This is a genomic window from Neptuniibacter sp. QD37_6 (assembly GCF_047778085.1).
Taxonomy (GTDB): domain Bacteria; phylum Pseudomonadota; class Gammaproteobacteria; order Pseudomonadales; family Balneatricaceae; genus Neptuniibacter.
The window spans coordinates 3574797-3594813 of sequence record NZ_CP180550.1 but is presented as its reverse complement, the minus strand read 5'-3'; the positions used below and the strand labels follow the sequence as shown (position 1 = coordinate 3594813).

General features: G+C 47.7%; 13 protein-coding genes, 2 tRNA genes and 3 rRNA genes. 14 read left to right on the top strand and 4 right to left on the bottom strand.

Annotation, left to right across the window (positions count from 1 at the left end):
- The first annotated feature begins 11 nt into the window (after window positions 1-11).
- The 11 genes from ACMXYO_RS17210 to rrf all read left to right on the top strand — a co-directional run bounded on the left by ACMXYO_RS17210 (window position 12) and on the right by rrf (window position 11218).
- Window positions 12-482 carry a F0F1 ATP synthase subunit B gene (locus ACMXYO_RS17210; RefSeq protein ID WP_415886358.1) on the top strand — a complete coding sequence of 157 codons (471 nt, stop codon included), beginning with the start codon at window positions 12-14 and terminating at the stop codon, window positions 480-482.
- A 14-nt stretch (window positions 483-496) separates the two neighbouring features.
- A complete protein-coding gene (locus ACMXYO_RS17205) occupies window positions 497-1030 on the top strand; it encodes a F0F1 ATP synthase subunit delta (protein WP_415886357.1) in 534 nt (177 codons plus the stop codon).
- A 12-nt stretch (window positions 1031-1042) separates the two neighbouring features.
- Entirely contained in the window at window positions 1043-2587 is a 1545-nt protein-coding gene (atpA, locus tag ACMXYO_RS17200) for a F0F1 ATP synthase subunit alpha (protein WP_415886356.1), read from the top strand.
- Between the two features lie 70 nt (window positions 2588-2657).
- The gene (gene atpG, locus ACMXYO_RS17195) at window positions 2658-3521 is read left to right on the top strand and encodes a F0F1 ATP synthase subunit gamma (RefSeq protein WP_415886355.1); all 864 of its coding nucleotides are present in this window, start codon (window positions 2658-2660) and stop codon (window positions 3519-3521) included.
- Window positions 3522-3557: 36 nt separating this feature from the next.
- Complete coding sequence (gene atpD, locus ACMXYO_RS17190) at window positions 3558-4934, top strand: F0F1 ATP synthase subunit beta (RefSeq protein ID WP_415886354.1); 1377 nt, start codon at window positions 3558-3560, stop codon at window positions 4932-4934.
- Between the two features lie 32 nt (window positions 4935-4966).
- A complete protein-coding gene (locus ACMXYO_RS17185) occupies window positions 4967-5392 on the top strand; it encodes a F0F1 ATP synthase subunit epsilon (protein ID WP_415886353.1) in 426 nt (141 codons plus the stop codon).
- A gap of 678 nt (window positions 5393-6070) precedes the next feature.
- A 16S ribosomal RNA gene (locus ACMXYO_RS17180) occupies window positions 6071-7610 on the top strand.
- 68 nt (window positions 7611-7678) lie between these two features.
- Window positions 7679-7755 (top strand) — tRNA-Ile (locus ACMXYO_RS17175).
- 24 nt (window positions 7756-7779) lie between these two features.
- Window positions 7780-7855: transfer RNA gene (locus ACMXYO_RS17170), tRNA-Ala, on the top strand.
- A gap of 218 nt (window positions 7856-8073) precedes the next feature.
- Window positions 8074-10960: ribosomal RNA gene (locus tag ACMXYO_RS17165) — 23S ribosomal RNA — on the top strand.
- Window positions 10961-11102: 142 nt separating this feature from the next.
- Window positions 11103-11218: ribosomal RNA gene (gene rrf, locus ACMXYO_RS17160) — 5S ribosomal RNA — on the top strand.
- The 16S, 23S and 5S rRNA genes sit together here with 2 tRNA genes alongside, the layout of an rRNA operon.
- 186 nt (window positions 11219-11404) lie before the next feature.
- Here the strand turns inward: rrf and ACMXYO_RS17155 are convergent.
- From ACMXYO_RS17155 to ACMXYO_RS17145, 3 genes are all read right to left on the bottom strand, one after another.
- Complete coding sequence (locus ACMXYO_RS17155; RefSeq protein WP_415886352.1) at window positions 11405-11965, bottom strand: carbonate dehydratase; 561 nt, start codon at window positions 11963-11965, stop codon at window positions 11405-11407.
- Window positions 11966-12044: 79 nt separating this feature from the next.
- Entirely contained in the window at window positions 12045-13382 is a 1338-nt protein-coding gene (locus ACMXYO_RS17150; protein WP_415886351.1) for a dihydroorotase, read from the bottom strand.
- A gap of 152 nt (window positions 13383-13534) precedes the next feature.
- Entirely contained in the window at window positions 13535-14275 is a 741-nt protein-coding gene (locus ACMXYO_RS17145) for a TrmB family transcriptional regulator (RefSeq protein ID WP_415882939.1), read from the bottom strand.
- 100 nt (window positions 14276-14375) lie between these two features.
- Here ACMXYO_RS17145 and glmU point away from each other — a divergent pair, with 100 nt between their 5' ends.
- Both glmU and glmS read left to right on the top strand, forming a co-directional pair.
- The gene (gene glmU / locus ACMXYO_RS17140; RefSeq protein ID WP_415886350.1) at window positions 14376-15743 is read left to right on the top strand and encodes a bifunctional UDP-N-acetylglucosamine diphosphorylase/glucosamine-1-phosphate N-acetyltransferase GlmU; all 1368 of its coding nucleotides are present in this window, start codon (window positions 14376-14378) and stop codon (window positions 15741-15743) included.
- 2 nt (window positions 15744-15745) lie between these two features.
- Window positions 15746-17569, top strand: coding sequence for a glutamine--fructose-6-phosphate transaminase (isomerizing) (glmS, locus tag ACMXYO_RS17135; RefSeq protein WP_415886349.1), 1824 nt, complete (start codon window positions 15746-15748; stop codon window positions 17567-17569).
- Window positions 17570-17608: 39 nt separating this feature from the next.
- Here glmS and dsdC read toward each other — a convergent pair whose 3' ends face one another.
- The gene (gene dsdC / locus ACMXYO_RS17130) at window positions 17609-18538 is read right to left on the bottom strand and encodes a DNA-binding transcriptional regulator DsdC (protein ID WP_415886347.1); all 930 of its coding nucleotides are present in this window, start codon (window positions 18536-18538) and stop codon (window positions 17609-17611) included.
- Between the two features lie 116 nt (window positions 18539-18654).
- Here dsdC and ACMXYO_RS17125 point away from each other — a divergent pair, with 116 nt between their 5' ends.
- Entirely contained in the window at window positions 18655-19989 is a 1335-nt protein-coding gene (locus tag ACMXYO_RS17125) for a D-serine ammonia-lyase (RefSeq protein ID WP_415886346.1), read from the top strand.
- Window positions 19990-20017: the final 28 nt, after the last annotated feature.

Below are 20017 nucleotides of genomic sequence, written 5' to 3'. Positions count from 1 at the left end.
GAGGTAATGGCGTGAATATCAATATCACCATCATTGGCCAGGCAATCGCATTCTTTATCTTTGTTGTTTTCTGCATGAAGTACGTGTGGCCGCCAATTACGGCTGCCCTAGCAGAGCGCAAAAAGAAGATTGCTGAAGGTCTGGACGCTGCTGAACGCGCTGCGCGTGACTTGCAGTTGGCTCAAGAAAAAGCCACTGAAAATATGCGTAAGGGCAAAGAAGAAGCAGCCGCCATCATTGAACAGGCCAACAAGCGGGCTAACCAGATTATCGAAGAAGCTAAAGACAAGGCTCTAGAAGAAGCTAACCGTGTTAAAGCGGCTAAAGAAGCTGAACTAGAGCAAGAAGTTAACCAAGCACGTGAAACTTTGCGCGCTCAGGTAGCTACACTTGCATTGGCTGGTGCTGAGAAAGTACTAGAAGCTTCTATTGATGAGAAGGCACACGCGCAGCTTGTTGAAAAACTGGCCGCTGAGCTTTAAAGCGAGGTTTAACGATGGCTGAAGTCAACACTGTCGCTCGGCCTTATACCAAAGCTGCTTTTGAGTACGCGATGGATAAGGGTAACCTCGATCAGTGGTCCGCTACGCTAGCTCTGGCTGCTGCTGCAGCAGAAGACGAAAACGTAGTGCGTGTACTGGGTAACCCAGCACTGACAGATACGCAGAAAGCTGATCTGATGATCAATATCTGCGAAGAAGCAGATGACGCGGGTAAGAATTTTCTTAAGCTTTTAGCTGAGAACAAACGCCTAGAGATACTGCCTGAAATCAGCGCTCAGTTTAATAAACTGAAAGCCGATCAGGAAAAGTCACTAGATATCGAAGTGATTACGGCGTTTGAACTGCAGGATGAGCAGCAAGAAAAACTTGCTCAGGCACTGAAAACTAAACTAGGTCGCGATGTGGCACTAACCTCTCAGGTAGATAAGTCTATTTTGGGTGGTGTAGTAGTTCGCACTGACGACTTGGTGATCGACGGCTCTGTTCGCGCGCGACTCGCGAAGTTGGCCGAAGCGATGAATTCCTAGGGGAATAAAAGCATGCAGCAACTGAATCCTTCTGAGATCAGTGAGATTCTCAAGAAGCGCATCGAAAATCTTGATGTGACTTCAGAAGCCCGAAATGAGGGCACTGTAGTGAGCGTTTCCGATGGTATCATTACGATCCACGGTCTTGCTGACGTTATGTACGGGGAAATGATTGAATTCCCTGGCGGTATCTATGGTATGGCGCTTAACCTTGAGCGCGACTCCGTTGGTGCTGTAGTACTGGGTGACTACCAGGATCTAGTAGAAGGTGCTACTGCACGTTGTACTGGCCGTATCTTGGAAGTACCAATTGGTCCGGAACTGCAGGGTCGTGTAGTAGACGCTCTGGGTAACCCGATCGATGGTAAAGGCCCTGTAGAAACTAAATTAACTGACGCTGTTGAAAAGGTTGCACCTGGTGTAATCGAGCGTCAGGGCGTAGATCAGCCTGTACAGACTGGTCTTAAAGCGATCGACTCAATGGTTCCAATCGGTCGTGGTCAGCGTGAGTTGATCATCGGTGACCGTCAGATTGGTAAATCTGCGATTGCTATCGACGCTATCATCAATCAGAAAGGTACAGGCGTTAAATGTATCTACGTTGCAGTAGGCCAGAAACAGTCTACTATCGCTAACGTTGTACGTAAGCTTGAAGAGCACGGCGCAATGGATCACACGATCGTTGTTGCTGCTGGTGCCGCTGATCCTGCAGCAATGCAGTTCTTGGCTCCGTATTCTGGTTGTACAATGGGTGAATACTTCCGTGACCGCGGTGAAGACGCTCTGATCATCTATGATGATCTAACTAAGCAAGCTTGGGCTTATCGTCAGATTTCCCTATTGCTACGTCGTCCACCAGGTCGTGAAGCATACCCAGGTGACGTATTCTACTTGCACTCTCGTCTACTTGAGCGTGCTGCGCGTGTAAACGCTGACTACGTTGAGAAGTTTACAAACGGTGAAGTTAAGGGCCAGACTGGTTCCCTAACATCTCTGCCTGTAATCGAAACTCAAGGTGGTGACGTATCCGCATTCGTACCAACAAACGTAATCTCCATCACTGACGGTCAGATCTTCCTAGAAACTGACTTGTTCAACTCGGGTGTACGTCCAGCAATCAACGCTGGTCTATCCGTATCCCGTGTAGGTGGTGCAGCTCAAACTAAGATCATCAAGAAATTAGGTGGCGGTGTTCGTCTAGCACTTGCACAGTACCGTGAACTTGCAGCATTTGCTCAGTTCGCTTCTGACCTTGATGACGCTACTCGTGCACAACTTGAGCACGGTCAGTCTGTAACTGAGCTGATGAAGCAGAAACAGTACTCTCCAATGTCTATCGCTGACATGGGTCTTAGCCTGTACGCTGCTAACGAAGGTTACCTACAAGGTGTAGCACTTGATAAAGTACTGGACTTCGAAGCAGCTTTGATTGCGTTCTTCAACAGCGAATACGCTGATCTGATGAACGACATCAACGCAACTGGCAACTACTCTGATGAGATTGCTGCTCAGTTCAAGGCTGGTATCGAGAAGTTCAAGTCTACACAAGCTTGGTAAGAACTCGTTTTGAGTGATCGATCTGCATGCTAGTCATGCAGATCTAACACAAAGCTAAATAGGCGGAACTATGGCAGTCGGAAAAGAGATTAAGACAAAAATTGCGAGTGTGCAGAGCACTAAGAAGATTACCAGCGCTATGGAAATGGTTGCTGCTTCTAAGATGCGTAAAGCACAGGATCGCATGGAGTCTTCTCGCCCGTACGCGCGGAGTATCCGTGGTGTAATTCAGCACCTGGCCAAGTCCAACCCTGAGTACAGACACTTGTACATGCAGGAGCGTGAGACTAAGCGAGTTGGTTTTGTTGTTGTAGCAACCGACCGTGGCCTGTGTGGTGGTTTGAACGTGAATGCGTTCAAAGCAGCTGTTAAAAGCATGAAAGAGTTCCATGATCAGGGCATCGAGATTGATGTCTGTGCACTGGGCAGCAAAGCACAGTCGTTCTTTAAGAACTACGGTGGCAATGTTGTGGCAGCGAAAACTCACCTAGGTGATGCGCCAGAAGTGGCGGATCTGATCGGTGCAGTTAAGGTCATGCTAGATGCTTATGACGAAGGCAAACTGGATAAACTGTTTATCGTATCTAACGACTTTGTTAATACGATGACCCAGCAGCCTGCAGTCAATCAGGTGCTTCCACTGAAGGCGGAAGACGACGAAGAAAAGCTTAACCATCATTGGGATTACCTATATGAACCAGATGCAAAAGAGCTGTTAAACAGCTTACTGGTTCGTTACGTTGAGTCCTTGGTCTATCAGGCCGTGGTTGAGAACAATGCCTGTGAGCAGGCAGCACGAATGCTAGCGATGAAGAACGCAACAGACAACGCTGGTGATATGATTGGTGAGCTTGAAATGATTTATAACAAAGCTCGTCAAGCCGCGATTACTCAGGAAATTTCTGAGATCGTTGGTGGTGCTGCAGCTGTTTAATACAGGTCACAGGTTAAATTATTAGAGGATCCGAACATGAGTAGCGGAACTATTGTTCAGATTATCGGTGCGGTAGTAGACGTGGAATTCCCACGTGATTCTGTACCGAAGGTATACGACGCGCTGACCGTAACTAAAAACGGTTTGACGCTGGAAGTTCAGCAGCAGCTGGGCGACGGTGTTGTTCGTGCGATCGCAATGGGCCAGACTGAAGGTGTAAGCCGTGGTCAGGAAGTTGCGAACACTGGTGCGCCAGTATCTGTGCCAGTTGGTACAGCTACACTGGGTCGTATCATGGACGTACTGGGTAACCCAATTGATGAATGTGGCGAAATCGGTGAAGAAGAGCGTATGCCTATTCACCGTAAAGCGCCTTCTTACGACGAGCAGTCTGCGTCTAACGAACTACTAGAAACTGGTATCAAGGTAATCGACCTTGTATGTCCGTTCGCTAAGGGTGGTAAAGTTGGTCTGTTCGGTGGTGCGGGTGTAGGTAAAACCGTAAACATGATGGAGCTGATCCGTAACATCGCGATCGAGCACTCAGGTTTCTCCGTATTTGCCGGTGTAGGTGAGCGTACTCGTGAGGGTAACGACTTCTACTACGAGATGAAAGAATCCAACGTATTGGATAAAGTATCTCTAGTATACGGTCAGATGAATGAGCCTCCAGGTAACCGTCTACGTGTAGCGTTGACTGGCCTGACTATGGCTGAGAAATTCCGTGACGAAGGTCGTGACGTACTGTTGTTCGTAGACAACATCTACCGTTACACGCTAGCGGGTACTGAGGTATCAGCACTGCTAGGTCGTATGCCTTCTGCGGTAGGTTACCAGCCAACTCTAGCGGAAGAGATGGGCGTTCTTCAGGAACGTATCACTTCTACTAAGACTGGTTCTATCACGTCTATCCAAGCGGTATACGTACCTGCGGATGACTTGACTGACCCATCTCCAGCGACAACCTTCTCTCACCTTGATGCTACAGTAGTACTGTCTCGTCAAATTGCAGAGCTAGGTATCTACCCTGCGGTAGATCCACTGGATTCGACTTCTCGTCAGCTAGACCCACTAGTAATCGGTCAAGAACACTACGAAATCGCTCGTAACGTTCAGGGTGTACTACAGCGCTATAAAGAGCTGAAAGACATCATCGCGATCCTGGGTATGGACGAACTGTCTGAAGAAGATAAGTCTCTGGTAGCACGTGCTCGTAAGATGCAACGTTTCCTATCTCAGCCTTTCTTCGTAGCTGAAGTATTCACCGGTGCTCCTGGTAAATACGTGCCACTGAAAGAAACTATCAGCGGCTTTAAAGGCATCCTGGAAGGCCAGTACGACGATCTGCCAGAGCAGGCGTTCTACATGGTCGGTGGTATCGACGAAGCGATCGAGAAAGCTAAAGGCATGTAATTGCCTTTAGCTAACCTTTACGAGGTATAAATATGGCTATGACTGTTCATTGCGACATCGTAAGTGCTGAAGAAGAACTCTTCTCTGGCCTAATCGAATTCGTATCCGTAACAGGTAGCCTGGGTGATCTGGGTGTATATCCAGGTCACGCTCCGCTTCTGACGGAACTAAAACCAGGCCCTGTCGAGCTACGCAAACAGGGTGGCGAACAGGATATCTTCTACGTATCCGGTGGCTTTATTGAAATTCAGCCTCATAAGGTAACTGTACTTGCAGACACTGCGCTGCATGCTGCGGACCTTAATGAAGCTAAAGCTCAAGAAGCACAGAAACATGCTGAACAGGCGATGTCTGACAAAACTGCAGAGTTCGAATACTCTAAAGCAGCGAGTCAGCTGGCTGAAGCTGCAGCTCAGCTTCGTACCCTACAGCAGATTCGTAAGAAACTGGGTCGTTAAGACTCGCTCCTTACAAATCATTAGTTCTAAAAGGCAGCCTTCGGGTTGCCTTTTTTGTTTCTGCTTGGGGGAAACAAAAAAAGTTCTCAATGTTTGTTATTTGCAAGGGTACAGCTATGGAGTTAACCCATTTCATAGGGCACCTTTTAACATTACGCATTTGAAAAAACGCACAGCTTACAGGTGCCAGCCTTAACCAGATGCCAATTTTTTTAAATTAAGTGTTGACCCATTTTCAGATGTCTGTAGAATTCGCCGTCCTTGCTTAGGGAGGCCGCTTTTTAAGGGGCTGCAGAGCTGAGTGAGGTGCTTGGTAAGTGGTTGAAAACATTGGTTTTTAAGATTGCTTACGGAGTAGGATTCAAAGTCCGGTTGCTGAGTAAAAACTTTTTACAAAATTGCAAAATAAACGGTTGACTTTGAATGAGCGCGCAGTAGAATATGCGCCTCGCTTGAGACGAACAGCACGTGGTGTTGAGCGTCAAAAAAGCAACGCTCTTTAACAATTTGATCAGATAATTCGTGTGGGCGCTTGTTGAGAAGAAGCAAACTTTTTCTAGACAAGCAACCAAGTGAATTCATTTAAAGCGATTTACAAAGGTTTAACGTTCTTAAGAATGTTATCCGGTTGTTTAGTACTAGAGCCCGTTACCACATTCCTGGTAACACAAATGATTTAAACTGAAGAGTTTGATCATGGCTCAGATTGAACGCTGGCGGCAGGCCTAACACATGCAAGTCGAACGGTAACATGACTAGCTTGCTAGTTGATGACGAGTGGCGGACGGGTGAGTAACGCGTAGGAATCTACCCAGTAGCGGGGGATAAGCCAGAGAAATTTGGTCTAATACCGCATACGCCCTACGGGGGAAAGCAGGGGATCTTCGGACCTTGCACTATTGGATGAGCCTGCGTGAGATTAGCTAGTTGGTGAGGTAATGGCTCACCAAGGCGACGATCTCTAGCTGGTCTGAGAGGATGATCAGCCACACTGGAACTGAGACACGGTCCAGACTCCTACGGGAGGCAGCAGTGGGGAATATTGCACAATGGGCGCAAGCCTGATGCAGCCATGCCGCGTGTGTGAAGAAGGCCCTAGGGTTGTAAAGCACTTTCAGCAGTGAGGAAAGGTTAGTAGTTAATACCTGCTAGCTGTGACGTTAACTGCAGAAGAAGCACCGGCTAACTCCGTGCCAGCAGCCGCGGTAATACGGAGGGTGCGAGCGTTAATCGGAATTACTGGGCGTAAAGCGCGCGTAGGTGGATTGGTCAGTCAGATGTGAAAGCCCAGGGCTCAACCTTGGAACTGCACCTGATACTGCCAATCTAGAGTACGGTAGAGGGTAGTGGAATTTCCTGTGTAGCGGTGAAATGCGTAGATATAGGAAGGAACACCAGTGGCGAAGGCGACTACCTGGACCGATACTGACACTGAGGTGCGAAAGCGTGGGGAGCAAACAGGATTAGATACCCTGGTAGTCCACGCCGTAAACGATGTCTACTAGCCGTTGGGAGACTTGATCTTTTAGTGGCGCAGCTAACGCGATAAGTAGACCGCCTGGGGAGTACGGCCGCAAGGTTAAAACTCAAATGAATTGACGGGGGCCCGCACAAGCGGTGGAGCATGTGGTTTAATTCGACGCAACGCGAAGAACCTTACCAACTCTTGACATCCAGAGAAGTTACTAGAGATAGTTTCGTGCCTTCGGGAACTCTGAGACAGGTGCTGCATGGCTGTCGTCAGCTCGTGTTGTGAAATGTTGGGTTAAGTCCCGTAACGAGCGCAACCCTTGTCCTTATTTGCCAGCACTTCGGGTGGGAACTCTAAGGAGACTGCCGGTGACAAACCGGAGGAAGGTGGGGACGACGTCAAGTCATCATGGCCCTTACGAGTTGGGCTACACACGTGCTACAATGGCCGGTACAGAGGGCCGCGAACCTGCGAGGGTAAGCTAATCTCAGAAAACCGGTCGTAGTCCGGATTGGAGTCTGCAACTCGACTCCATGAAGTCGGAATCGCTAGTAATCGCGAATCAGAATGTCGCGGTGAATACGTTCCCGGGCCTTGTACACACCGCCCGTCACACCATGGGAGTGGATTGCACCAGAAGTAGCTAGCTTAACCTTCGGGAGGGCGGTTACCACGGTGTGGTTCATGACTGGGGTGAAGTCGTAACAAGGTAGCCCTAGGGGAACCTGGGGCTGGATCACCTCCTTAAACGAAAGCCGATTCTCGGCAAGCGTTCACACGAATTATCTGATCAGAGAAGTTAAGAGCAACGGTGTAGGCTTGTAGCTCAGCTGGTTAGAGCGCACCCCTGATAAGGGTGAGGTCGGTGGTTCAAGTCCACTCAGGCCTACCAATCAATAGCCTTACTGTTTTTCTTGGGGCTATAGCTCAGCTGGGAGAGCGCCTGCTTTGCACGCAGGAGGTCTGCGGTTCGATCCCGCATAGCTCCACCATCATCCTTGTGGATGAGAAAGGAAGAGTTTTAAAACATATTGTCGGTTTTGACATTATCTTTTAAAGCTTTTTTGCTTTAAACGCTCTTTAACAATTTGGATTTGATTCATTTGATTTAGATTTAAGACATGTAGTTTTACTGCATGCGCCAATTCGGCGAAATCTATCGTTACTAGCAATACAAGTTACTGTGATTCCAGACGCCTTCGGGTTATATGGTCAAGTGACTAAGCGTGCACGGTGGATGCCTTGGCAGTCAGAGGCGATGAAGGACGTTGTAACCTGCGATAAGGTTCGGGGAGGTGGTAAACAACCTTTGATCCGGACATTTCCGAATGGGGAAACCCACCTATTTATAGGTATCTTTTAACTGAATACATAGGTTATTAGAGGCGAACCTGGGGAACTGAAACATCTAAGTACCCAGAGGAAAAGAAATCAACCGAGATTCCCTAAGTAGCGGCGAGCGAACGGGGACCAGCCCTTAAGCTTTATTAGATTTAACAGAACACTCTGGAAAGTGTGGCCATAGTGGGTGATAGCCCCGTATGTGAAAGGTCTTTTAAAGTGAAATCGAGTAGGACGGCACACGTGAAACGCTGTCTGAATATGGGGGGACCATCCTCCAAGGCTAAATACTCCTGACTGACCGATAGTGAACCAGTACCGTGAGGGAAAGGCGAAAAGAACCCCTGTGAGGGGAGTGAAATAGACCCTGAAACCGTGTACGTACAAGCAGTGGGAGCCGTTTTCGGACGGTGACTGCGTACCTTTTGTATAATGGGTCAGCGACTTACTTTTAGTGGCAAGGTTAAGCATTTGCGGAGCCGTAGGGAAACCGAGTCTTAATAGGGCGTCCAGTCGCTAGGAGTAGACCCGAAACCGAGTGATCTATCCATGGGCAGGTTGAAGATGCAGTAACATGCATTGGAGGACCGAACCGACTGTCGTTGAAAAGCCAGCGGATGACTTGTGGATAGGAGTGAAAGGCTAATCAAACTCGGAGATAGCTGGTTCTCCTCGAAAACTATTTAGGTAGTGCCTCGTGTCTAACCATGGGGGTAGAGCACTGTTTCGGCTAGGGGGTCATCCCGACTTACCAACCCGATGCAAACTCCGAATACCCATGAGTTCAATCACGGGAGACACACGGCGGGTGCTAACGTCCGTCGTGGAAAGGGAAACAACCCAGACCGTCAGCTAAGGTCCCAAAGTTTATGCTAAGTGGGAAACGATGTGGGAAGGCTTAGACAGCTAGGAGGTTGGCTTAGAAGCAGCCACCCTTTAAAGAAAGCGTAATAGCTCACTAGTCGAGTCGGCCCGCGCGGAAGATATAACGGGGCTAAGCATAACACCGAAGCTACGGATGCACTTTGTGCATGGTAGAGGAGCGTTCTGTAAGCTGTTGAAGCGGAAGCTGTAAGGCACCGTGGAGGTATCAGAAGTGCGAATGCTGACATGAGTAACGATAAGGGAGGTGAAAACCCTCCCCGCCGGAAGACCAAGGGTTCCTATCCAACGCTATTCGAGGTAGGGTGAGTCGGCCCCTAAGGAGAGGCTGAAGAGCGTATCCGATGGGAAACAGGTTAATATTCCTGTACTGCTCATAACTGCGATGGGGGGACGGAGAAGGCTAGGCTAGCGCGGCGTTGGTTGTCCGCGTTTAAGATAGTAGGTTTAGAGCTTAGGTAAATCCGGGCTCTTTTAAGACCGAGAATCGATGACGAGGTCCTTTATGGACTGAAGTAGTTGATGCCATGCTTCCAGGAAAATCCTCTAAGCTTCAGGTTATGACTAACCGTACCCTAAACCGACACAGGTGGTCAGGTAGAGAATACTAAGGCGTATGAGAAAACTCGGGTGAAGGAACTAGGCAAAATGGCACCGTAACTTCGGGAGAAGGTGCGCCGGTTTTGGTGATGGGACTTGCTCCCTAAGCTGAGGCCGGTCGAAGATACCAGGTGGCTGCGACTGTTTATTAAAAACATAGCACTCTGCAAACTCGAAAGAGGACGTATAGGGTGTGACGCCTGCCCGGTGCCGGAAGGTTAATTGATGGGGTTAGCGCTTGCGCGAAGCTCTTGATCGAAGCCCCGGTAAACGGCGGCCGTAACTATAACGGTCCTAAGGTAGCGAAATTCCTTGTCGGGTAAGTTCCGACCTGCACGAATGGCGTAACGATGGCCACACTGTCTCCACCCGAGACTCAGTGAAATTGAAATAGCTGTTAAGATGCAGTTTACCCGCGGCTAGACGGAAAGACCCCGTGAACCTTTACTACAGCTTCACAGTGGACTTTGACATTACTTGTGTAGAATAGCTGGGAGGCTTTGAAACCCTGTCGCCAGATAGGGTGGAGCCACCTTTGAAATACCAGCCTGGTAATGTTGAGGTTCTAACCCAGTTCCCTAAGCGGGATCGGGGACATTGTGTGGTGGGTAGTTTGACTGGGGCGGTCTCCTCCCAAAGAGTAACGGAGGAGCACGAAGGTACCCTCAGCATGGTCGGAAATCATGCAATGAGCGCAAGAGTAGAAGGGTGCTTGACTGCGAGACAGACACGTCGAGCAGGTACGAAAGTAGGTTCTAGTGATCCGGTGGTTCTGTATGGAAGGGCCATCGCTCAACGGATAAAAGGTACTCCGGGGATAACAGGCTGATACCGCCCAAGAGTTCACATCGACGGCGGTGTTTGGCACCTCGATGTCGGCTCATCACATCCTGGGGCTGAAGCCGGTCCCAAGGGTATGGCTGTTCGCCATTTAAAGTGGTACGCGAGCTGGGTTTAGAACGTCGTGAGACAGTTCGGTCCCTATCTGCCGTGGGCGTTTGAGATTTGAGAAGAGTTGCTCCTAGTACGAGAGGACCGGAGTGAACGAACCTCTGGTGTACCGGTTGTGATGCCAATTGCATTGCCGGGTAGCTACGTTCGGACGGGATAACCGCTGAAAGCATCTAAGCGGGAAGCCTCCTTCAAGATGAGATCTCACTGGGAACTTGATTCCCCTAAAGGGCCGTTGAAGACTACGACGTTGATAGGTTGGGTGTGGAAGCGCTGTGAGGCGTTGAGCTAACCAATACTAATTGCCCGTGAGGCTTGACCATATAACGCCCAAGGCGTTTGGCAAGTGACTTGTAAGATATGTAAGACGATAGAGAGTAACGAATTAGCGCGTAGTTAAGCTACAGTCGAAGAACTATCTAGATCAAATAAAAGAAGAATCAGATCTAAGTTGTAACAGTTTTGCTTGGCGACCATAGAGTTGTGGAACCACCTGAATCCATCCCGAACTCAGACGTGAAACGCAACATCGCCGATGGTAGTGTGGGGCTTCCCCATGTGAGAGTAGGTCATCGCCAAGCATTTAATTAAGAGAAAACCCCGGTCACGATGTGATCGGGGTTTTTTCGTGTTGGGCTAAAGAAATACTGACTGACGTATTTACTCCACGCCTGATCTACATAGGCACTCTAGGAATTAACACACTAGTAAAAGGCAACCTGAGAGTTGCCTTGTTTGTTCCTGTTAATAGAAAAGATTGAAAGCTGTTAGAGGTCGTCGCCTAGCTCTTTATAACCTTCGACTAGCACGTGGTTGGCTGAGACTACAGATTCTGAAAACGAAGAAAATTCAGACGATACCTTTTCGACCGATGCTAGGTCAGATTCATGGGCTATGGCAGTCATAGGCGGCACGTGAGAGCGTTCTGGTAGATCTACTCCTTCGACTACAGCATTGTGTCTAATCACGCTACCGTCGCCTATATGGCAGCGGAAGACGACACTGTTAAAGCCGATAAATACATCGTCACCGACTGTACATGGGCCATGTACAATCGAGCGATGGGCGATGGAGGTACGTTCACCCACTACAACCTCGGCACCGGCTTTTGAATGAATCACTACGCCATCTTGAAGGTTGGATCCTTGTTTTATCAGTACGGGCTGCATCTCACCTGATGCATTAACCTCATCGGCTCTGATTACAGCGTAAGGTCCAACAAAAACATTATCTTCGATAATCACACGGCCACAAACGATGGCAGTAGGGTCAATAAAGGCCTTGTCTGACACTTCAGGGTAGTAGCCCGCCGGACACTTTCTAAGCATTTTTGCTCCTAATTGCTGCCTCTAACAAATAAAGAGGCTTTGTTATTTTTTATTAGAAGTTAAGCGTATCTTTAGACTGTTATAGACCAGTAAAGGCTAATGGTTTAGCAATGCCTTCCTGAACTAGTGTCTGTTTACCATCATATACTAGGTGTCCATTTACCCAAGTTGATTTAATCTGACCCGTGAATTCTAGGCCATCAAACGGAGTCCATTCACAGTGGTATAGGCTATTCGCATGGCTGACCAATGTCGATTTTTTTGGATCAACCAGAACTAAATCGGCAAAATAATCCTCACGAATAAATCCACGCCCTAAAACACCATAACGGATAGCTGGGTTATGGCATACCTTCTCGACTACTTGTTCTATCGACATACGACCCAAATTAACTAGCTCCAACAAGGTTAGTAGAGCGTGTTGGACAAGGGGAAGGCCTGCTGGTGCATCTGAATAATCAACCAGCTTCTCGGTCAGTGTGTGCGGAGCGTGATCTGTTGCGATGATATCGATCTGCCCAGTTTTAAGTGCATTTAGCAGTGCGTTGCGATCCTGTAGGGATTTAATTGCTGGGTTGCATTTAATTAAGTTAGCGCGCGTTTCGTAATCTTCAGCACTGAACCATAGATGATGTACGCAAGCTTCTGCTGTGATCTTTTTGCCTTGGACAGGGCTAGATTGGAATAAGCTCAACTCTTTTTCTGTTGTTATATGTAGAACATGAAGATTGCTTTGGTATTTCTTCGCTAGTTCTACTGCGTAAGATGAGGAAGCAAGACAGGCTTCATCATCACGAATAATAGGGTGGTCGTGGATCGTAATCTTACGTCCGGTGTCTTGAACGCGTTTTAGGTTGTTGGCGATTACCGGACTGCTTTCGCAATGAGTAACGATCAAGACAGGACTTTCACGGAAGATCGCTTCTAAAGCTGTCGGGTTTTCGACAAGTAGGTTACCGGTAGAGGCTCCCATAAATACTTTTACGCCACAGGTTTTGGTCGGATCTAAGGCTTTGATATCGTCTAAGTTATCTTCTGTCGCTCCTAGATAGAATGCATAATTCGCTGCCGAGTTTTGCGCCGCAATATTGTATTTATGCTCTAGTGCAGCAGCATTAGTCGTCGAAGGGTTAACATTGGGCATCTCCATATAGCTGGTGATCCCTCCGGCAACTGCTGCACGTGATTCAGTTGCAATACTGCCTTTATGAGTTAAGCCAGGTTCACGGAAATGTACCTGATCGTCGATCATCCCCGGAAGCAGCCAGCATCCCTTAGCATCGATAACCGTGTCGGTAGCTTTAGCGTCTATATCAGCAGCAATTAGATCGATTCTTTGGTCTTTAATTCTTAGATCGACTTCTCTTTGTTCGCCTTCATTGATGATGATCGCGTTCTTTATCAATGTGTTATTCATTGCTGCAATACCTCTGTGTCTCGTACTTCGGGAGAGTGGCTAAAAAACTGGCCAATTATGACATGTGATGTAATGTTATAATATAACCAAGCTTAGGTTAAGCAATTGAGATTGGGTAAGCTTTTAACAAGAATGCTATTCTTTGGGGCGAGCTACAGCAGTCGCCATAGCGTATCAAAGATGATCTTCTGCGCACCGGCCACTTCCGGCGAATCAATCACTACTGCTGTTGGATAGTTTTCTGAAGCGAGTGAGATGATGGCGCATTTAGGTGGATAGATCGCGATATAAGCAGCATCCACTTTACCTTCTGTTTTGATCCACTTACGTTCGGAAAGCAGAGCGTCTTCACCACCGTCACCGATTGCAATAGCACGTACGTTAATCCCACGCTGTATGCGCTGATTAGTGAAGTTAGGGAAGGGGCGATAGAGGTGCTTCCTGATCGGCTTAGAGGAGAACACTGAGTAGCTATCAGCATCTGAGCTAGACACCGTGACCAGAATATCTTTCAGTACGTGCTCTATACCGTCATCGCCTTCATAGAAACTGACATTGGCAGTATTAAAGTCAGGTTTAAGGTGCTGCAGCTCCGGAATAATGCTTTGTTTCAGCTCGTCGATCGCTTTATCTAAGTTCTGTCGGCGATCTTCAGCCAGTTGCAAAAGAATATCTGGATCTACAGGGGCAAATAAACGTCGTTTGCCTTTAGGTTGATAGGTCACAATCCCTTTTTGCTGCATCTCTTTGAGACTTTCATAGGCACTACCGCGGTTAACCCCTGATTTGTCAGCAATTGTTCGTATAGAACTTGCCCCTAAGGTCAATAAGGCTTTGTAGATCTCAATTTCTCTAGGGTTTAAGCCCAATATTTTAAAAACGTCGTTATTCATAATTGTCATAAAATTTGTGACAAAAGGGATTGTATGGTTTTAGTTTTACTTTAAAGTGCGATTAAAATAAAGCGTAAACCTACAAAGGAAAGGTAAGACTATGTCTGTAGACGTTGTCATTTTGGCTGCTGGTCAGGGTAGCCGTATGAAATCCAAACTCCCTAAAGTACTGCACAAGGTTGGCGGTAAAGCGATGGTGCAACATGTAATCGACACTGCATCGTCACTACAGGGGGTAAACACGCATGTTGTAATCGGTCACGGCGCGGATAAATTACGTGAAGAGCTGCAGGGGCAAGCGCTTAACTTTGCTCTGCAGGCAGAACAAAAAGGTACAGGTCATGCGGTTGCTCAGGCTATGCCTGAAGTGGCTGAAGACAGTGTTGTGCTTGTGCTTTATGGCGATGTACCCCTAACACAAGCTGCGACTATGCAAGAGATGGTGGATATTGCCGCTACAGGTGATTTGGCACTACTGACAGTGAATCTAAAAGATCCTACCGGTTATGGTCGCATCGTACGTAATAGCGAAGACAAAGTTGTGGCGATTGTTGAGCATAAAGATGCTACGCCAGAGCAGCATCTGATCAATGAAGTAAATACCGGAATTTTAGCGGTTAAGAGTCAGTATCTTGCTGATTGGTTACCGCAGCTATCCTCTGAAAATGCGCAAGGCGAATATTATCTGACTGATATCATCGCGATGGCTGCCAATGGTGGCGTGAAGATCAGCGCGATTCAGCCTGAAGCTGAAGAGGAAGTCCAAGGGGTTAACAACCGCGTTCAGTTGGCCGAACTAGAACGCTGGTATCAGTTGCAACGTGCTGAATGGTTGATGGTGAACGGTGCAACTTTGGCTGATCCGGCGCGTGTTGATGTGCGCGGTAATGTCTCTATTGGTCAGGATCTTCTGATCGATGTAAACGTTGTTTTAGAGGGTGATGTTGTACTGGGTAACGATGTTGTAATCGAATCAAACTGTTACCTGAAAAACTGTACTGTTGCAGCGGGTACTCGTATCAAGGCAAATACAGTGATTGAAGATGCTGTGATTGCGGAATCTTGTGATATCGGCCCGTTTGCACGTTTACGTCCAGGCACTCAGCTTGCTGCTAAAGCTAAGGTTGGAAACTTTGTAGAGACCAAAAAAGCGATTGTGGGTGAAGGAAGTAAGATCAATCACCTTTCCTATGTGGGCGACGCTGTACTAGGTAAAGATGTAAACATCGGCGCCGGTACGATCACTTGTAACTACGACGGCGTGAATAAGTCCCTGACAGAAATCGGTGACAACGCATTTATTGGTTCCAATACCGCCCTTGTCGCACCGGTTAAAGTGGGCGCTATGGCGACTGTCGGCGCAGGTTCAACGATTGCTAAACCTGTATCTGATGATGCGCTTGCGATTACTCGTGCAAAACAAACCGAATTGAAAAACTGGCCTCGTCCTAAGAAGAAAGGAAACTAAGCATGTGTGGAATTGTAGGCGCTGTTGCAGCTAGGCCTGTTCAGGAAATCCTGCTCGAAGGTTTGCGTCGTTTGGAATATCGCGGTTATGACTCTGCGGGCGTCGCATTGCAGACCGAAGCGGGTATTCAACGTTGTCGCCGTAATGGCAAGGTTCAAGCCCTTTCTGATGCCTTACAAGAGCAGCCTTTAGTGGGCACAACAGGTATCGCACATACCCGTTGGGCGACTCATGGCGTACCTTGTGAAGCGAATGCCCATCCGCACATCTCGGGTGACCAACTGGCCGTAGTGCACAACGGTATTATCGAAAACTTTGAAGAGCTAAAAGCCAATCTTCAAAATGATGGTTATGAATTTAGCTCAGAAACTGATACTGAAGTAATTGCACACTTACTTGCAAGAGAGCTTAAATCAACAAGCTCTTTGCATACTGCCGTTTCCAATATTATTGGCCAGCTTGAAGGTGCTTACGCGTTGGGTGTGATCGAAAAAGCAGATCCTTCCCAGTTGGTTACCGCGCGTAAAGGTAGCCCGTTGGTGATCGGTGTTGGTATTGGCGAGAACTTTATCGCTTCCGATCAACTTGCGCTTTTACAAGTAACAGACCGCTTTATGTTCCTGGAAGATGGTGATGTTGCGACCCTTACGGAGGCTGATATCACGGTAACGGATATCTCCGGCAAAAAAGTAGAGCGCGAAGTTAGCCAGTTTGAACACGGTGTAAGCTCTGCCGATAAAGGTGAATTTAAGCACTATATGCTTAAAGAGACCTATGAGCAGCCAGAGGTGATTAAAGCATGTTTAGAAGGGCGTATCAGCGAAGATAAGCTGCTGGAACAATGCTTTGGCGTGAAAGCAGCTGAAGTGTTTGATCAGGTTAAGCAGGTACAAATTATTGCCTGTGGTACGAGTTTCCACGCCGGTTTGATTGCTAAGTACTGGATCGAAGATCTTGTCGGTATCCCATGTATGGTCGAGGTTGCCAGTGAGTACCGTTACCGTTCAGTAGTGATTCCTGAAGGCACACTGTTCCTGACTATCTCTCAGTCTGGCGAAACAGCAGATACTTTAGCTGCGCTGCGTGAAATTCAGGATCGTGTTTTGGCGTCTCTGGTTATCTGTAACGTACCGGGTAGCTCTCTTGTGCGTGAATCAGATCTGGCCTTGATGACCAACGCGGGTCCAGAGATTGGTGTAGCGTCGACTAAAGCGTTCACGACACAGCTAGTGGCGTTGATGCTAACTACAATCGCACTTGGCCGTCGTAATGGCTTAAGCGAAGAAACTGAAGCAGCAATCATCTCTGCGCTTAAAAAGCTTCCTGAACAGGTTCAACAAGCTCTAGCAATGGATAGTGATATTGAGCAGATGGCACAGTCCTTCGCTGAAAAGAATCATTCTCTGTTCCTTGGCCGCGGTACTTTGTACCCTGTGGCAAAAGAGGGCGCGCTTAAGCTAAAAGAGATCTCCTATATCCACGCGGAGTCTTACCCAGCAGGTGAGCTAAAACACGGTCCATTGGCGTTGGTCGATAAAGAGATGCCAGTCGTCGCAGTAGCCCCGCAGAACGATATGTTGGATAAGCTGAAGGCAAACCTACAGGAAGTCCGCGCTCGTGGTGGTGAACTGTTTGTCTTTGCGGGCTCTGATAAAGTGCAATCAGAAGAGGGCACTTATGTACTGAATATGCCTGCATGTGATGAAGTTATGCAGCCTGTTGTTTATACGATCCCGCTGCAGTTACTTTCATATCATGTAGCGATTTTGAAAGGTACGGACGTGGATCAGCCGCGAAATCTGGCGAAGTCGGTTACAGTGGAGTAACGGCTTTAGCCATTAAGGTCTATGCAACAGGCTCACTAATCAGTGGGCCTGTATTCTTTCCAGAATCCACTCCCTAAATGCCTTGATAATAGGCTGTTCCTTCCTGTCTTCGTGGGTGACCAGAAAATAGCCTTGTTGAGATTGGATTGGCTGTAATTTTCCAAATGGGTTTATCAATTCCTCACTGTTCAGAGCATTTTCGATTAGCAGTTTACGCCCGATAGCGACGCCTAAACCTGATTTAGCCGCTTTCACTGCATGTTCTGACTTATCAAAGCAGTGCCCCTGTTTTAGAGCTAGGCTCAAAGCTTGTTGATCGGCCCAGTAGGACCATTCTGAATAAGGGCCTGATTCAGGCCATGCTTGAGCATCATGTAGTAGAGGGCAGTGGTTTAGTTTTTCTGGCTTACCTCTTAAGTCATGTTTATCTGCGAAGTCATTGGTACAAACGGGAATGAGTTGTTCATCCATGAGTGGCCAACTAACCAACCCCGGGTACTCGCCCTGACCATAATAGATCGCTAGATCGATCTGTTCGGCATAAAAGTCGATCAGACGGCTATGAGTCTCCATACGGATAAAAATTTGTGGGTAAAGCTGAGAGAAGTCTGCCAGTCTTTCCAGTAACCATTGTGAAGCAAAAGAGGGTGGTACAGAGAGTGATAATTCACCGGCAAGCCCTTGGGTATGGATATCCCGAATCAGATTATCGAGTTCTGTCAGGCTGTTATTGGTTTGTATGAGGAGTCTTTCGCCCTCGGCTGTGAGCTGTAGGCGACGGTTGTAGCGTAAGAACAGGGCAAAACCGAGCTGTTCTTCCAGTTTACGTATCCGTTGGCTAATGGCTCCTTGAGTAAGACTTAACTCTTCTGCTGCGAGGGTAAAGCTGAGGTGCTTGGCTGCGCTACTGAAGCATTGCAGGTTAGCGAGCACGGCGCTATTCAAGTGAGAGGATTTCAGATTAGCCATTTTAATCCATGGATGTTTTTTTATGGTTTGTTGTAAATTATAAGCACTGGTTTAATGGTTTTATCCTAATTTTATTAATTGGAATTAACAAAATTTATTCGATCGGAGCTGGTTTTATGGGGTTAAACACACAGGAAATAAATGATCTGATATATGAGTTTCCCTTATTGGAGCGGCTTCAGAAAACTCAGCCGTTGCTTTGGCTAAACCCTAAAATTACGGACTTTTCTGCAGTATCTGCGCACCTGCCATTAGCGCAAACTGATGTTGCCGATGCCTCGGCAAGATTGAAGCGTTTTGCTCCCTATCTTGCGGAAGTGTTTCCGGAAACAGCTGAAAATAAAGGCATGATTGAATCGCCGTTGCGGGAGGTGCCCCAATTTCATCACCAGTTAGAGAAAAGAGCCAATCAAAGCCTTCCTGGCCGTCTGCTGCTGAAGTGTGACAGCCATCTACCTATATCTGGTTCGATAAAAGCACGTGGTGGTATCTATGAGGTGCTCAAGTATGCCGAGACCGTTGCTATAGATGCAGGCCTGATCACCAAAGAGAGCTGTTACAGCAAGCTAAATAGTGATGTCTGCCGCGAACTGTTGAGTCAGTATCAAATCGTGGTGGGATCAACTGGCAACCTTGGTCTTAGTATCGGAATTATGGGGGCTGCGTTAGGGTTTGCGGTGACGGTTCATATGTCTGCAGATGCTCGGCAGTGGAAGAAAGACCTACTACGTAGCAAAGGCGTGCAGGTCATTGAATATGAAGATGATTACAGTAAAGCGGTAGAAGAGGGGCGCAAACAAGCGCTCAGCCTGCAGCGTTGTCACTTTGTTGATGATGAAAATTCCAGTGACCTGTTTTTAGGCTATGCGGTTGCCGCAGAGCGCCTAGCTAAGCAGCTATCAGAGCAAAACATTCAGGTCGATGCTGAACATCCTTTGTTTGTCTATCTGCCTTGTGGTGTCGGTGGCGGCCCGGGTGGTGTTGCCTTTGGTTTGAAGCTGCTCTTTGGCGATCATGTTCATTGCTTCTTTGCTGAGCCAACTCACTCTCCCTGTATGTTGGTGGGTATGTATACCGGCTTGCATGATCAAATCAGTGTTCAGGAGCTAGGTATCGACAACCAAACTTGTGCTGATGGCCTCGCAGTAGGCCGGGCTTCTGGTTTTGTTGGTAAGGTGATGGAGCCACTGTTAAGTGGGGTTTATACCTTAGAGGACGAAACACTTTATCAATTATTGGCCGAAATTTATGAGAGTGAGCAAATTGCGCTGGAACCATCCGCTTTGGCGGGAGCAACAGGTATTGTAAATCTGATCTCACAGGGTGAAAGCTATCTTCAGAATCATGATTTACAGAGTAAGTTGGGTAACTCAACCCATATCATCTGGGCGACAGGCGGTAGTATGGTTCCTGAATCTGAATGGCAGAGTTACTACAAGTTAGGCAAGTGATCGCCTACTTTAAGCACTAAGTGCAGCA